The sequence below is a fragment of the Motiliproteus sp. SC1-56 genome (assembly GCF_017309075.1).
Lineage (GTDB): Bacteria > Pseudomonadota > Gammaproteobacteria > Pseudomonadales > Balneatricaceae > Motiliproteus.
On record NZ_JAEMGS010000001.1, the window covers coordinates 263,113 to 276,206 of the forward strand.

Sequence of the window (13,094 nt, forward strand, 5' to 3'; positions counted from 1 at the left end):
CTAACAGGCTGCCTGGGGTCATAAGCTGGCGCTAGGGCGTGCTCTGCGGCCGGTGGAAAGCTAGTCAGCAACCCGCCGGCTCTGACGGTATTTTCGCGACCAGTAAGGATTATCTAAGCTGGATACGGTTACGCCTTTGGAGCTTGATGCATGAATGAACTGACGGTTGCCAATGTAGATGCCAACGTGCTTCTGAGTAAGGCCTGTGTTAAAGACCAGCAAATCGCCAAAGCGTCGTTTATGGTCCGCTACTTGGTGTCCGCTGACCGATAGCTCTTCTGTTGTGCGGGGAACCTTCCTGTTAAAGACCTCGAGATAGGCTAATTGGATATAACCTGAACAGTCGATTCCATTTTTGCTCTGCCCGCCCATTTTATAGGGCGTCCCTTCCCATTCGCGAAAGTGAGCGATAAGCGGTTTGGCTGCCGGGTCAGTGCTACTTACCGCGGCGGGCGGTGGATGCGGTTTTTGAACTGTATAAGTCGTTGAACAACCGACAACGAAAGGTAAAAGGAAAATGAGGAGTGGAATAAAGCGAATTAACGAATTCATGTTGATCCACTCCGTTAGCTTACGTCTCCAGCCTGCGCTCCAGTTCGTCCAGCTTGTCTTCAGCCTGATCCACCGAGTCGTCAGGGGCCGTTTGCTCCAATTGTTTTCTTAGCGCTTCAATTTGCTGTTTCATGGCCGGAATCACATCTGCTTTCAGTCGTGCTTTGGCGGCATCACTCAAACGTTTGGCCTCTTCCAGCATTTTGTCCAGCTCTAACTGCAGTTGTTGTGCCTGTTGTTCCGTCTGTTTTTCGGCCTGCGGTTCCGCCGATGGCTGGGACAAAGACGCCCAGGAATCTGCCATGGTTGAAGAAAGGGATTCCAGCGCTGAGCCAAAGGTGTTTTCCAGTTCTTTGGCGACGCCTGCCAGGGCCGTACTGCCCTGAACGAGCTGGTCTTCCTGTATCAATGGGCCTGGCTTTTCGCTTGCGATGAGCCGGATCATGCGGGTGTCTGTTTGATTGGGGACGTCAGAAATCACAAACAGGGCTGATTCAGTCGCAAGGGCGCGATAAGGTTCGGCAACGGATACCCTTACCTGAAAATCTCCCTGAGCGGTGTAGATAACCTCATCCACGGTGCCGATGGTCTGGCCCTGATACATCAATGGGGCACTTTTCTTCAGCCCGCTCACATCCTTGTAGCTGATCGTGAAACTCAAATTTTGCTCTGAGCACCCCGCCAGGAACAGCACGGTGGCAGCAAAGAGTATTTTCAAGCTGATGTTCATGGGGAGGCTCCGCGATGTTGGCAGTCAGCTGATGTTCAAAACAACCTGATTCGGGCCTGCACCATAGCAGGCCGGACCTTGACCGCCAAACGGCGGTTGAATACACCGACAAAAAAGAGCGTTGATGTCCTGAGGCGTTACAGCTTCTGGCAGGGTGGCATGTCAGCGCTGGCCTCAAAAGCGGCAATGAATTCCCGGTCATGCTCAATACCACTGCGTACCTGCACCCATACCAAAGCGCTTTTAAACGAAAGCGTGCGCGCAGCTATAGCTTGACCAGCATCTTGCCGGTGTTCTTGCCTTCGAACAGGCCGATAAAGGCTTCGGGCGCCTGCTCGATGCCGTTAAAGACGGTCTCTTTCCAGGTCACCTTCTGCTGTTGAATCCACTGCCCCATCTGCTGCACAAACGCCGGGTAGCCGTCCCAGTGGTCGGTGACAATAAAGCCCTGCAACTTCAGCTTCTTGATGATGATCTGCGACAGGTTGGCGGGGCCCGGTGCGGGCGCTGTCGCGTTGTACTGATCGATCATGCCGCACACGGCGATACGACCGTTTTCGTTCATCAGGTTGAGGACCGCTTCCAGGTGGGCGCCACCCACGTTTTCAAAGTAGACGTCGATGCCGTCGGGGCAGGCTTTCGCAATTGCCTGCTGCAGATCGCCGCAGGTCTTGTAGTTGACCACCGCATCGACCCCTAGCTCCTCCTCGAGGTAACGGGCCTTGTCGTCGGAGCCGACGCTGCCCGCCACATGGCAGCCGTTCAGCTTGGCGATCTGGCAGACAATGGCCCCGACCGCCCCCGAGGCCGCGGAGACAAACACGTTGTCGCCAGGCTGAAGCCCGGCGATTTTCATCAGTCCGGTATAGGCCGTCATGCCCGGCATTCCCAGCACGCCCAGGTAGGCCTGCTCGGCAATCCCGGTTTCCGGCAGCAACTGCAGGTCTTTGCCGGTGGTGGTGAAGTACTGACGCCAGCCGTTCATGCTGGCGACTTTGCTGCCAACCCCAAAGGCCGGGTTGTTGGATTCAACCACTTCGCCAATGGCGCCTCCTTCGAGGACGGCATCAAGGGCAAAGGGGGGGACGTAGCTTTCGCGATCGACCATGCGACCGCGCATGTAGGGGTCGACCGACATCCACAGATTTTTAACCAGCACCTCGTCGTCTTTCAGGCTTTCGATGGGGTTGGAGACGAGGCTGAAGTCCTCCTTGGCCGGCAGACCGACCGGGCGGCGCTTGAGGTGGATTTCGAGGTTGTTTTCGATAAGCATGGCGGGGCCTCGGGTGAAGTGTTGTCGAGTGTCAGAGGTGGCTCTATTCCTGTGCCGCAGCGGCATCCAATGCAATGGGCGCGCGCATATTCAACGCTAAGCCTAGCCGAACACGGGCTACCGGTGATGATGAGGCTGCACTTAAAAGGGTTCTGTTTAAAAGGGTACCGAGGGCCCCTCCCAGGGAGCTTTGAGGGGGCGCGCCCGGGCAATGGCGGCGGCGGCATCCCCCCAGCCTTCACAGCGGCTGACGCCGCGGCGGCGCCGGTAGAGGTTGAGCAGCCCCTTGCAGAAGGCGTAAAAGTGAAAGAAGGCCAGTACCGCCCGCCGCTGAACAGGACGCAGGGGGGCGGCGCTGCAGATCAGCTTGTCGTCGTACATGAAGCGCTCGGAGAGCCCGACGGCGCCCCGCGCCGGCACCCGCACCCGGGTGCCGGCGGCGAGGCGCGGGCCCAGCACCACGGCATCCAGCAGGTCGCCCTCGCCGCCAAGATAGCCGGGTACCGAGCCGTAGTTGAACGGGCAGGGAAAGGGTGAAACGAAGTCCACCTCGCCGGTGCTGCCGCGCTTGAGAAAGCTGCCGCGGGGAATTTCGATCACCACCTCCACCCAGGGGTCTGCCAAAGGTTCGCTCCTGTCAGGGCCTGCCTCCACTGTAGACCACCGCAAACAACATCATTCAAAACAACAAAGCCCCGCGAGGGCGGGGCTCTGTATAGCTGCGTGTCTGCAGAAAGGTTCAGGCCAGCTGCTTACTTGGGCAGGTCGTAGTCGATGATGACCGGAGCGTGGTTGGAGAAGCGCTCGCCCTTGAAAATCTGCGCCTTGCGGATGGTCTTGCGCAGGCCGGCGGTGGTGACCTGGTAGTCCAGACGGGCGCCCTCGTTCAGGGCCCAGGCCCGGTTGTAGGGGGGCCACCAGGTAAACTGATGATCGGCGTGGTTCACTTCGCGAAAGGCGTCGATGTAGCCCATCTCGTCGAACACCATGTCCAGCCACTGGCGCTCTTCGGGCAGAAAGCCGGAGTTTTTCTGGTTCACGTACCAGTTGCTCAGGTCCTGGGTCTTGTGGGCGATGTTCCAGGTGCCGCAGAAGATAAACTGGCGCCGCTTGCGCAGGGTCTTGCGCAGGTGGTTGAGAAACTCCTCCATGTAGTGGAACTTGGCGGACTGGGCCGCGTCATCCTTGAGCCCGGAGGGGATGATCATGGAGGCGATGCTGACATGCTCGTAGTCGGCCTGGATAAAGCGACCGTTGAAGTCGCAGGCCTCAAAGCCCAGCCCCGTCATGATGGCTTTGGGGGGCTGCTTGCAGTAGAGGGCGACACCGCTGAAGTTGTCTTCGAAAGCTTCGAAGAAATAGGCCTGGTAACCCTCGGGATGGTAGAGGGCGTCGTCGAGCTGATATTCCCGTGCCTGAATGTTCTGCAGGCAGACGACATCGGCGTTCTGCTTGACCATCCAATCGAAAAAACCGCGTTCGGCAGCCTGCTGGATGCCCTCTACATTCAACGTAATTACGCGCATTCGGGGTAGGGCCTTAATACTAATGTCTGGTGATCAGAGTAGCGGAAATCGGGTAAGGCGGAATTGTAATGCCTTACCCGGTAAAACTGAAATCAAACTTGGTCCCGGGTTGTCACGGGTCCGGGCCGGTGCCTGCGCATGGAGCAGCCTCTCTTATCGGGGTATGATAGCCCCCTTTTTATCCAGACCCCCAAGGGAGGCCCGCATGCAGGACTATCAACGTGAATTTCTCGACTTCGCCATCGAGCGCGGCGTGCTGCGCTTTGGTGAATTCACCCTCAAGTCCGGCCGGGTCAGCCCCTACTTCTTCAACGCCGGCCTGTTCAACAGTGGCGAGGCGCTGGCGCGGCTGGGCCGCTATTATGCGGCCGCCATCGAGCAGTCCGGGATCGACTACGATGTCATGCTGGGGCCTGCCTACAAGGGGATTCCCCTGGCGGCAGCCACCTCCGTGGCCTTGGCTAACGACCACCACAAGGACGTGCCCTACGTCTTTAACCGCAAGGAGGCCAAGACCCATGGCGAGGGCGGCAACCTGGTGGGGGCGCCTCTTGAGGGCCGGGTGCTGATCATCGACGATGTCATCACCGCCGGCACCGCCATTCGCGAGGTGATGACCCTGATCCAGGACGCCGGCGCCACCCCCGCCGCCGCGGTCATCGCGCTCAACCGCCAGGAGCGGGGCAACGGTGAGCTCTCCGCCATTCAGGAGGTGGAGCGCGACTACGGCATGCCGGTGGTCAGCATCGTCTGCCTCGACGACCTGGTGGCGTATCTCGAGGAGCGGGGCGGCCTGGACGCCGAGCTTAGCGCCATCAAGGCCTACCGCGACGCCTACGGCGTCTGAGCCTTCGGGCGGGAACTTGTCGCCCCCGCACCTGCTCTGAATCAGAGTGCTAGATGAGCTAATTCGAGCAGGAGGCACCCATGAAGCGGCTCACCCGAGGTTGCGCAGCGGCGCTGTTCAGCGTGCTGCTGGGGCTTGGCGCGCCGGTTGCTGCCAGCGCGGCCGACTATATCCTGGTGCGGGGCGAACAGTGGCAGGGGGTTAAGATTGGCGGCGAGGCGCCGCGCTCGCGGGACAGTATCTGCCGCGACGGTAATTGCTACCCGGTCAAATCCCAACGCCCGCCGGCCACGGCAGAAATTGCCCGCTACGGCCTGCGCAATATCCGCTTCGAGACCCTGGCCCAGCTGCCGGAGGTGAGCCGTGCGGCGGAGAACCGGCTACGGCTCCCCGCGGACCTGGGCCAGTCGATTTTTGACCAGGCGCGGATGGCCTATTGGCGAAGTCAGCGCCGCGAGGCCAGGGATTGAGCCGCGCCCCTCAGACTTTCTCCAGCAATATGCTGCCGACGGAGTAACCGGCGCCGAACGAACTGAGCAGTCCGCGCTCGCCGCTTTGTAAATCCGCGCTGTGCAGGTGGAAGGCGATGATCGAGCCGGCGGAGCTGGTATTGGCATAGCGGTCGAGCACGATCGGCACCTCTTCCGCGCTTGGCTCCCGCCCGAGCAGTTTCTTCGCCGCAAACAGGTTCATGGTCAGGTTGGCCTGGTGCAGCCAGAAGCGCTTGACGTCGCTGGCGGCGAATCCGGCCTTCTCCAAATGCTCGTCGATGGTGGAGGTGACCATCGGCAGCAACTCTTTGAATACCTTGCGACCCTCCTGGCGGAACAGCTTGTCGCGATTGTCCCGGGCTTCCGGGGCCGTGCGGTTGAGGAAGCCGAAGTTGTTGCGGATATTGTTGGAGAAACGGGTCTTGAAGTGGGTTCCGAGCAGGCGGAAAGCGCCGTCCGTCTGGCACGCGTCCTCGCGCTCGAGCAGCACCGCGGTGGCGACATCGCCAAAGATGAAATGACAGTCGCGGTCGCGAAATTCCAGGTGCCCTGAGCAGATCTCCGGGTTGATCACCAGCGCACGGGTGGCGCTGCCGGAGCGGATGGCGTCGGCGGCGGTGCCGATACCGAAGGTGGCGGAGGAGCAGGCCACATTCATGTCGTAGCCAAAGCCCTGGCAGCCCAGCTCCTGCTGAATTTCGATGGCGATTGCCGGGTAGGCCCGTTGCAGGTTGGAGCAGGCGACGATGACCAGGTCTACTTCGTCTGCCCGGCGACCGGCCTGCTCCAGGGCTTGGCGCGCCGCCTTGGCGCCGATCTCTGCCAGGATCGACAGCTCGTCGTCCGGGCGCTCAGGCAGGCGCGGCGCCATGATCTCGGGGTCGAGAACCCCCTTTTTGTCGATCACGTAGCGGCTGTGGATGCCGGAGGCCTTGACGATAAACTCGCTGCTGGAGGGCTGCAGCGGCTCACGGGTGCCCGCGTCGATCTCCGCCTGATGGGCTTGGTTGTGGCGCTCGACATAGGTGTTAAAGGCGGCCACCAGCTCGTCGTTGCTGATGCTCTGTTCGGGGGTAAATAACCCGCTACCACTGATCACGACGTTCATGATTGCTCCGTAAAAATAAAACTGGAGGAAAGTGGGGTCAGAGGCGTACCTCGACCCCCTTGCTCTGCATGTAGGCCTTGGCCTCTGGGATGCTGTACTCGCCGAAGTGGAAGATGCTGGCGGCGAGCACCGCGTCGGCCTTGCCGAGCGTCACGCCGTCGACTAGGTGGTCCAGGTTGCCGGCTCCGCCCGAGGCGATCACCGGCACCGGTACCGCTTCGCTGATGGCACGGGTGACGCCCAGGTCGTAACCGTTCTTGACCCCGTCCTGGTCCATGCTGGTCAGGAGGATTTCGCCGGCGCCCAGGGCCACCATTTTTTTCGCCCACTCCACCGCATCCAGCCCCGTGGGCTTGCGTCCGCCGTGGGTGAAAATCTCCCAGCGGTCAGGCTCTTTCGGGCCGCTCACCTTTTTGGCGTCGATCGCCACCACGATGCACTGGGAACCGAAGCGCTCGGCGGCCTCGCGCACGAACTCCGGGTTGAAGACCGCGGCGGTGTTGATGCTCACCTTGTCGGCGCCGGCGTTGAGCATTTTGCGGATATCCTCGCAGGTGCGGATGCCGCCGCCCACGGTGAGGGGAATAAACACCTGGCTGGCCATCTCCTCCACGGTGTGGACCATGGTGTCACGGTCCTCGTGACTGGCGGTGATGTCGAGGAAGGTGATCTCGTCGGCGCCCTGCTCGTCGTAGCGCTTGGCCACCTCCACCGGATCTCCGGCGTCACGGATATCGACGAACTGGACTCCCTTGACCACTCGGCCGTTCTCCACGTCCAGGCAGGGGATAATGCGTTTTGCCAGCGCCATGAATCTCTCCTGGGATCAGTTTTGAGTGGGTACGCGTGAGTTGCCCACCAGGCTATCGCATAGCGCCTGGGCCTCAGCGACATCCAGGGTCCCCTCGTAAATGGCGCGCCCGGTGATGGCGCCCAGAATGCCCCGGTCGGCGACCTTGGCCAGGGCGTGGATGTCATCCAGGTTGGTGACCCCGCCGGAGGCGATCACCGGAATGCCGGCTTCTTCGGCCAGGTTTACCGTGGCCTCGACGTTGACCCCCTGCATCATGCCGTCACGGGCGATGTCGGTGTAGACGATGGACTCGACGCCGTCGTTACGGAACCGCTTGGCCAGCTCCACCGCCTTGACGTCGGTGACCTCGGCCCAGCCGTCGATGGCGACATAGCCGTCTTGGGCGTCGAGGCCAACGATAATGTGACCCGGGAAGCGCTGGCACATTTCGGTGACAAAGTCGGGTTCCTTGACCGCCTTGGTGCCGATGATCACCTGGCTGACCCCGGCCTCGAGGTAGGCTTCGATGATCTCCGCCGAGCGGATGCCGCCGCCGATCTGGATCGGCAGCTCGGGGTAGGCGCGGGCGATCGCCTGGACGATCTCGCCGTTGACCGGCTTACCGGCAAAGGCGCCGTTGAGGTCCACCAGGTGCAGGCGGCGGCAGCCCGCCTCCACCCACTTGGCGGCCATGTCCACGGGGTTGTCGGAGAAGACGGTGGAGTCGTCCATACGCCCCTGGCGCAGACGCACGCACTTGCCGTCCTTGAGGTCGATCGCGGGGATGATCAGCATGCTTTAATCCTTGGATTCTCAGGCACGGCCGTCCCACTGAAGAAAGTTCTTCAGCAGGGTCAGGCCCGGTTTCTGGCTTTTCTCGGGGTGGAACTGTACTGCGAAGACATTACCTTCGGTGAGGGCGACGTCGAAAGTGAGTCCATACTCACAGGTGGCGGCCACCTGCTCGCGGTCTTCTGCCTTGACATAGAAACTGTGTACGAAATAGAACCGCGCGCCGTCCTCGATGCCGTTCCAGAGCGGGTGGGGGCGCCGCTGCTTGACCTGGTTCCAGCCCATGTGGGGCACCTTCAGTCGGGTGCCGTCGAGATCGCGGTGATCGTCGCCGAAGAAGTAGGCATTACCGGGGAAGTGATCAAGGCAGTCGACGCCGCCGTTCTCCTCGCTGTGGCGCATCAGGGACTGAATACCGATACAGATGGCGAGGAAGGGTGTGCCGGCCTGGATCACCTCTTCGACGACGGCATCGAGCCCCAGCCGGCGGATCTCGCCCATGCAGTCGCGGATGGCGCCGACGCCGGGCAGGATCACCCGGTCGGCGCTGCGGATCTGCGCGTGGTCGCTGGTGACCCGCACCTCGACCCCGGGCATCACGTGCTCCAGAGCCTTGGCTACCGAGTGCAGGTTGCCCATGCCGTAATCAATGACTGCGACGCTGCTCATCGGTTCATCACTCCTCACAGGCAGCCCTTGGTGGAAGGCATCTGCCCGGCCATGCGCTCGTCCATTTCCAGGGCCATGCGCAGCGCCCGGCCAAAGGCCTTGAATACGGTCTCGGCCTGGTGGTGGGCGTTCTTACCCTTGAGGTTGTCGATGTGCAGGGTGACCTTGGCGTGGTTGGCGAAGCCTTGAAAGAACTCGCCGAACAGCTCCACGTCCAGACTGCCGATCAGGGTGCGGGTAAAGGGGATATCCATGTGCAGGCCAGGACGACCGGAGAAGTCGATCACCACCCGTGACAGGGCCTCGTCCAGGGGCACGTAGGCATGGCCGTAGCGACGGATCCCCTTCTTGTCCCCTACGGCCTTGTCAAAAGCCTGGCCCAGGGTGATGCCCAGGTCTTCCACGGTGTGGTGAGCATCAATGTGCAGATCCCCCTTGGCTTCAATCTTCATGTCGATCAGCCCGTGGCGGGCGATCTGGTCGAGCATGTGCTCTAGAAAGGGGACGCCGGTGTCGGCTTCAAACGTGCCGCTGCCGTCCAGGTTCACGGCAACGCTGATTTGGGTCTCCAGGGTATCGCGGGACACGCGGGCTTGGCGGTCGGCCATGTTGGTCTCTCCCGGTTGGTCAGGCTGGCCATTATACAGTCTATGGCGTTGTCAATGAATGCTCAAAGGCCTTGAATCTCGGGCGTTTAGATTGTCTGGGCGGGGGTAACCGCTGCTAAGATAGGAGCATTCACGCGACAATCCCCGGGAGGCGTATATGAAACTCTTCGCGAAACTCTTCGCGGGACTTCTGATTTTACTGCTGTTGGCGGCGGGCATTTTCCTGGCCACCTTCGATCCCAACGACTATAAGCCCCAGATCGAACGGCTGGCCCAGGAGAAGGCGGGCCTTGCGCTGGATATTCAAGGCGATATCGGCTGGTCCCTGTTTCCGGGCCTGGCTTTGGCGCTGCCGGCGCTGGAGGTGGCGGATGCATCCGGCCAGCCGCTGGCTGCCTTGGAGCGCGCCGAAGTCGGGGTGGCCCTGCTGCCGCTGCTGTCCGGGGAGCTGAAGATGAGCGGTCTGGTGGTGCACGGACTGGCGCTGGACATTATCCGCCCGCCGGGCACCGAAAAGCCGGCGGCCTCGAAGCCGGACTCGGAACCCGCGCCCGAGGGCGCCGTGGCCGGGGCCCCGGGGCTGCTGCTGGACGTGGGACGCGTGGAAATCCTCGATGCCCGTATCCGCTACCAGGATCCACAGGCCGGGCAGCGGCTGCTGCTGGAGGATTTCAATTTTCGCGCCGATAACCTGGTCAGTGCCCGCAGCTTCCCGGCACGCATGGCGTTTACCCTCAGCCTTTACCAAGCAGGCGAGGCGCCGGTGCTTCGGGTTGAGAGCGAATTCGACGGCCAGCTGTACCTGGATTTGAAGCAACAGCAGTATCGTGCCGAGCAGGCCGCCCTGAAGCTGACCTTGCAAGGCGAGGCCTTCGGGGATCAGGCGGTGCCGGTCCAGTTCGACGGTGCCCTGGGTGCCGATCTGGCGCAAGAGACGGCGTTTGTGCGGGAGAGCCGCCTGAGCCTGGCCAATATGAGCCTGCAGGCCAGCCTGCAGGTGGCGGGGCTTTCGGGGACCCCGCGGCTGAGCGGAGAGTTCAAGGCGCCGGCGTTCGACCTGAAAAAGCTGCTGCACAGCCTGGGCGTGACTCCGCCGCAGACCCAGGACGATGAGGCATTGCGCGCGCTCGCCTTCGCCGCCAAGGTCGACGGTCCGGCCGGCACCTTAGGGCTTAACGCGCTTGAACTCGACCTGGACGACACCCGCTTCAAGGGCGAGTTGAGGATGGATCTGACCAGCGGCGCCCAGTCGCTGCGTCTGCAGGGCGGCCAGCTGAACCTGGATCGATACCTGCCGCCGGCACCCGAAGGCGGGGCTGGGGGGAAAACCGAGGCGGCCCCGGCGGACGGCAGCGCGGAGGGGTACTCGAAAGCGCCCTTGCTGCCGCTGGAAACGCTGCGCGGTCTGAAGCTGGATGCCGACCTGGGCCTCGAAGCGCTGCAGGTGGCCGGGCTGCACCTGCAGGAACTGGCCCTGAAGATGAGCGCTCACGCCGGCCGGGTGGAGGTTTCGGAGGTGTCCGGCCGGCTTTACCAGGGGGCGTTCAACAACAGCGCCCTGATCGATGCCCGCACAGAGCCGGTGACGTACAGCATTCAGAAGAACGTCAGTGATATTGCCCTGGGGGAGCTGCTGCAGGACCTGACAGAAAAGGCGGTGTTCAGTGGCCGCTTTGATATGCAGGGCCAGTACCGGGCCCGGGGCAATTCCGTGTATGACATCGTCAACAGCCTGGACGGCAACATGAACTTCGACCTCAGCGACGGTCGGCTCGAGGGGGTCAACCTCACCGATACGCTGTGCCGCGGCATTCTGCGGCTGCAGGGAAAAACGCCCGGTTCTGCTTCGGTGGCGGACTACACCGAGTTCAGCAACGTCCGTGGCAGCGTGACTCTTGATAAAGGGGTGGCCAGCAACCAGGACCTGCGGGCCTCCCTGGTGGGGGTGAGCCTGGATGGCGCCGGCACCGTCGATCTGCCTCAGGAGGCGCTGGACTATGGACTGGACCTGTCCATATTGCAGGAGCTCAAGGGGCCCAACTGCCAGATCGACGAGCAGTTGCATAACCTGGCGCTGCCGCTGCGCTGCAAGGGCGGTTTCGGGCAGCCGCCGGCAGAGCTCTGCGGGCCCGATACCGCACGCATGAAGGAGGCGATCGCTGCCCTCTATGGAGAAAAGGCCAAGGCCAAGGTGGAGGAAGCCAAGGAGGAGGCAAAAGGCAAGCTGCGGGAAAAACTGCAGGAGAAACTTAAAGAGGACGGTAAGTTGCAGGATGCCCTGCGAGGCCTCTTCAACTGATATGGCGCCCGAAGCATTTTCCCAGGCGGTACTGGACTGGTTCGATAAGGAGGGGCGTCACGACCTGCCCTGGCAGCAGCAGATAACCCCCTACCGGGTCTGGGTCTCGGAGATCATGTTGCAACAGACCCAGGTGAGCACTGTGATCCCCTACTACCAGCGCTTTATGGCGGCCTTCCCCGATGTGCAGCGTCTTGCGCGGGCGCCGGTGGACGCGGTGCTTCACCTCTGGACGGGGCTCGGCTACTACGCACGGGCCCGCAATCTGCACAAGGCGGCGCAGCAGGTGGTGGAGATCCATGACGGGGCGTTTCCCGAGACGGTCGCGGAGCTGAGCGCACTGCCCGGTATCGGCCGCTCCACCGCCGGGGCGATTCTCGCCATCTCCCGGGGCGTGCGGGCCCCGATCCTGGACGGCAACGTCAAACGGGTGCTGTGCCGTTACCACGCGGTCGAGGGCTGGCCGGGGCGCAGCGAGGTACAGAAGCAGCTCTGGGCGCTCGCCGAGCGCTATACCCCCGAGGAGCGGGTCGCGGATTACACCCAGGCGATGATGGATCTGGGGGCTACCCTCTGCAGTCGCGCCCGTCCTGACTGTCCGCGCTGTCCGCTCCAGACCTCATGCCTGGCAAGGGCCCGGGGCGAAGTGAGTCTATACCCACAGCCGCGGCCTAAAAAAGCGTTGCCACGACGACGGTGCTGGATGCTGGTACTGGTCAACGCGAACGAAGAAGTGCTGTTGCAGCAGCGCCCGCCCAGCGGACTCTGGGGCGGGCTTTGGGGCTTTCCCCAGTACGAGACGCCGGAACAGCTGCAGGCCGAGGCCGATGTTCAGGGCTGGGGGCAGTCCGAACCCCTGGCCGGCTGGGTGCATACCTTCAGCCATTTTCAGCTGGAGATAAACCCGGTGCAGATGCGCTTGCAGGGTGCGGCGCAACAACTGGAGGAGGCGGCCCCGAGCCGTTGGGTCGCGCCCGAGCGGCCCGGCCAGATCGGTCTGGCCGCCCCCGTGGTACGGCTGCTGAAAACCCTAGCGCAGAACTAGGGTTATGTTGGCGGCCGTGGTATAAAGCGGGCGCCAACGAATCATCGACAGAGGCATAGTGATATGACACACAGGGTTATCTGCAAGAAGTACGGGCGTGAAATGGAAGGCTTGGAGCGTCCGCCGTACCCCGGCGCCAAGGGCCAGGAGATTTACGAGAACGTCTCCAAGCAGGCCTGGCAGGAGTGGCTTGAGCACCAGACCCGGCTGATCAACGAAAAGCACCTGAACATGATGGATCCCGAGGCGCGCAGCTACCTGAGCGAACAGATGTCTAAATTCCTCTCAGGAGAAGCGTTCGACCAGGCGGAAGGCTACGTGCCGCCGAGCAAGTAACGCTTTGTCCTAGAAGAGTATTTCC

The 13,094-nt window shown here is 62.1% G+C and carries 15 protein-coding genes; 5 read left to right on the forward strand and 10 right to left on the reverse strand.

Translation table 11 applies throughout. The features are described from left to right. Positions 1-60 precede the first annotated feature (60 nt). The 5 genes from JGZ97_RS01295 to JGZ97_RS01315 all read right to left on the reverse strand — a co-directional run bounded on the left by JGZ97_RS01295 (position 61) and on the right by JGZ97_RS01315 (position 4,081). Positions 61-552: an NlpC/P60 family protein gene (locus JGZ97_RS01295; RefSeq protein ID WP_207060784.1), complete on the reverse strand. Its 492-nt coding sequence runs from the start codon at positions 550-552 to the stop codon at positions 61-63. A gap of 19 nt (positions 553-571) precedes the next feature. Next, on the reverse strand, positions 572-1,282 hold the full coding sequence (locus JGZ97_RS01300) for an MlaD family protein (RefSeq protein WP_207060785.1): 711 nt from the start codon (positions 1,280-1,282) through the stop codon (positions 572-574). Between the two features lie 265 nt (positions 1,283-1,547). Then, positions 1,548-2,555 (reverse strand): NADP-dependent oxidoreductase, encoded by a 1,008-nt coding sequence (locus JGZ97_RS01305; RefSeq protein ID WP_207060786.1) that lies wholly within the window; start codon positions 2,553-2,555, stop codon positions 1,548-1,550. Between the two features lie 156 nt (positions 2,556-2,711). Beyond that, positions 2,712-3,179, reverse strand: a complete 468-nt coding sequence (locus JGZ97_RS01310) for an inorganic diphosphatase (RefSeq protein ID WP_207060787.1) — start codon at positions 3,177-3,179, stop codon at positions 2,712-2,714. Between the two features lie 128 nt (positions 3,180-3,307). Further along, a complete protein-coding gene (locus tag JGZ97_RS01315; protein ID WP_207060788.1) occupies positions 3,308-4,081 on the reverse strand; it encodes an exodeoxyribonuclease III in 774 nt (257 codons plus the stop codon). A 205-nt stretch (positions 4,082-4,286) separates the two neighbouring features. Here JGZ97_RS01315 and pyrE point away from each other — a divergent pair, with 205 nt between their 5' ends. Together pyrE and JGZ97_RS01325 are read left to right on the forward strand one after the other, a co-directional pair. Continuing rightward, a complete protein-coding gene (gene pyrE, locus JGZ97_RS01320) occupies positions 4,287-4,928 on the forward strand; it encodes an orotate phosphoribosyltransferase (protein ID WP_207060789.1) in 642 nt (213 codons plus the stop codon). Between the two features lie 80 nt (positions 4,929-5,008). Further along, positions 5,009-5,398, forward strand: coding sequence for a hypothetical protein (locus tag JGZ97_RS01325; RefSeq protein ID WP_207060790.1), 390 nt, complete (start codon positions 5,009-5,011; stop codon positions 5,396-5,398). A 10-nt stretch (positions 5,399-5,408) separates the two neighbouring features. On the opposite strand, the gene JGZ97_RS01330 is transcribed toward JGZ97_RS01325, so the two are convergent. From JGZ97_RS01330 to hisB, 5 genes are read right to left on the reverse strand one after another with little or no spacing between them, the layout of a single operon-like run. After that, positions 5,409-6,527: a beta-ketoacyl-ACP synthase III gene (locus tag JGZ97_RS01330; RefSeq protein ID WP_207060791.1), complete on the reverse strand. Its 1,119-nt coding sequence runs from the start codon at positions 6,525-6,527 to the stop codon at positions 5,409-5,411. A 37-nt stretch (positions 6,528-6,564) separates the two neighbouring features. Further along, a complete protein-coding gene (gene hisF / locus JGZ97_RS01335) occupies positions 6,565-7,338 on the reverse strand; it encodes an imidazole glycerol phosphate synthase subunit HisF (RefSeq protein ID WP_207060792.1) in 774 nt (257 codons plus the stop codon). A 15-nt stretch (positions 7,339-7,353) separates the two neighbouring features. Continuing rightward, positions 7,354-8,115 carry a 1-(5-phosphoribosyl)-5-[(5-phosphoribosylamino)methylideneamino]imidazole-4-carboxamide isomerase gene (gene hisA / locus JGZ97_RS01340; protein WP_207060793.1) on the reverse strand — a complete coding sequence of 254 codons (762 nt, stop codon included), beginning with the start codon at positions 8,113-8,115 and terminating at the stop codon, positions 7,354-7,356. Positions 8,116-8,133: 18 nt separating this feature from the next. Continuing rightward, the gene (hisH, locus tag JGZ97_RS01345) at positions 8,134-8,781 is read right to left on the reverse strand and encodes an imidazole glycerol phosphate synthase subunit HisH (protein ID WP_207060794.1); all 648 of its coding nucleotides are present in this window, start codon (positions 8,779-8,781) and stop codon (positions 8,134-8,136) included. A gap of 14 nt (positions 8,782-8,795) precedes the next feature. Then, positions 8,796-9,389, reverse strand: a complete 594-nt coding sequence (gene hisB, locus JGZ97_RS01350) for an imidazoleglycerol-phosphate dehydratase HisB (RefSeq protein WP_207060795.1) — start codon at positions 9,387-9,389, stop codon at positions 8,796-8,798. A gap of 157 nt (positions 9,390-9,546) precedes the next feature. Here hisB and JGZ97_RS01355 point away from each other — a divergent pair, with 157 nt between their 5' ends. The 3 genes from JGZ97_RS01355 to JGZ97_RS01365 all read left to right on the forward strand — a co-directional run bounded on the left by JGZ97_RS01355 (position 9,547) and on the right by JGZ97_RS01365 (position 13,069). After that, positions 9,547-11,688: an AsmA family protein gene (locus JGZ97_RS01355; protein WP_207060796.1), complete on the forward strand. Its 2,142-nt coding sequence runs from the start codon at positions 9,547-9,549 to the stop codon at positions 11,686-11,688. A gap of 1 nt (position 11,689) precedes the next feature. Next, positions 11,690-12,733 (forward strand): A/G-specific adenine glycosylase, encoded by a 1,044-nt coding sequence (mutY, locus tag JGZ97_RS01360; RefSeq protein WP_207060797.1) that lies wholly within the window; start codon positions 11,690-11,692, stop codon positions 12,731-12,733. 63 nt (positions 12,734-12,796) lie between these two features. After that, positions 12,797-13,069: an oxidative damage protection protein gene (locus JGZ97_RS01365; RefSeq protein ID WP_207060798.1), complete on the forward strand. Its 273-nt coding sequence runs from the start codon at positions 12,797-12,799 to the stop codon at positions 13,067-13,069. The last annotated feature ends 25 nt before the right edge of the window (positions 13,070-13,094 follow it).

Bases quoted from the DNA above. Each gene is read 5' to 3' on its own strand.
- JGZ97_RS01295 (WP_207060784.1), bottom strand. From the start codon at position 552: ATGAATTCGTTAATTCGCTTTATTCCACTCCTCATTTTCCTTTTACCT.
- JGZ97_RS01300 (WP_207060785.1), bottom strand. From the start codon at position 1,282: ATGAACATCAGCTTGAAAATACTCTTTGCTGCCACCGTGCTGTTCCTG.
- JGZ97_RS01305 (WP_207060786.1), bottom strand. From the start codon at position 2,555: ATGCTTATCGAAAACAACCTCGAAATCCACCTCAAGCGCCGCCCGGTC.
- JGZ97_RS01315 (WP_207060788.1), bottom strand. From the start codon at position 4,081: ATGCGCGTAATTACGTTGAATGTAGAGGGCATCCAGCAGGCTGCCGAA.
- pyrE (WP_207060789.1), top strand. From the start codon at position 4,287: ATGCAGGACTATCAACGTGAATTTCTCGACTTCGCCATCGAGCGCGGC.
- JGZ97_RS01325 (WP_207060790.1), top strand. From the start codon at position 5,009: ATGAAGCGGCTCACCCGAGGTTGCGCAGCGGCGCTGTTCAGCGTGCTG.
- JGZ97_RS01330 (WP_207060791.1), bottom strand. From the start codon at position 6,527: ATGAACGTCGTGATCAGTGGTAGCGGGTTATTTACCCCCGAACAGAGC.
- hisF (WP_207060792.1), bottom strand. From the start codon at position 7,338: ATGGCGCTGGCAAAACGCATTATCCCCTGCCTGGACGTGGAGAACGGC.
- hisA (WP_207060793.1), bottom strand. From the start codon at position 8,115: ATGCTGATCATCCCCGCGATCGACCTCAAGGACGGCAAGTGCGTGCGT.
- hisH (WP_207060794.1), bottom strand. From the start codon at position 8,781: ATGAGCAGCGTCGCAGTCATTGATTACGGCATGGGCAACCTGCACTCG.
- hisB (WP_207060795.1), bottom strand. From the start codon at position 9,389: ATGGCCGACCGCCAAGCCCGCGTGTCCCGCGATACCCTGGAGACCCAA.
- JGZ97_RS01355 (WP_207060796.1), top strand. From the start codon at position 9,547: ATGAAACTCTTCGCGAAACTCTTCGCGGGACTTCTGATTTTACTGCTG.
- mutY (WP_207060797.1), top strand. From the start codon at position 11,690: ATGGCGCCCGAAGCATTTTCCCAGGCGGTACTGGACTGGTTCGATAAG.
- JGZ97_RS01365 (WP_207060798.1), top strand. From the start codon at position 12,797: ATGACACACAGGGTTATCTGCAAGAAGTACGGGCGTGAAATGGAAGGC.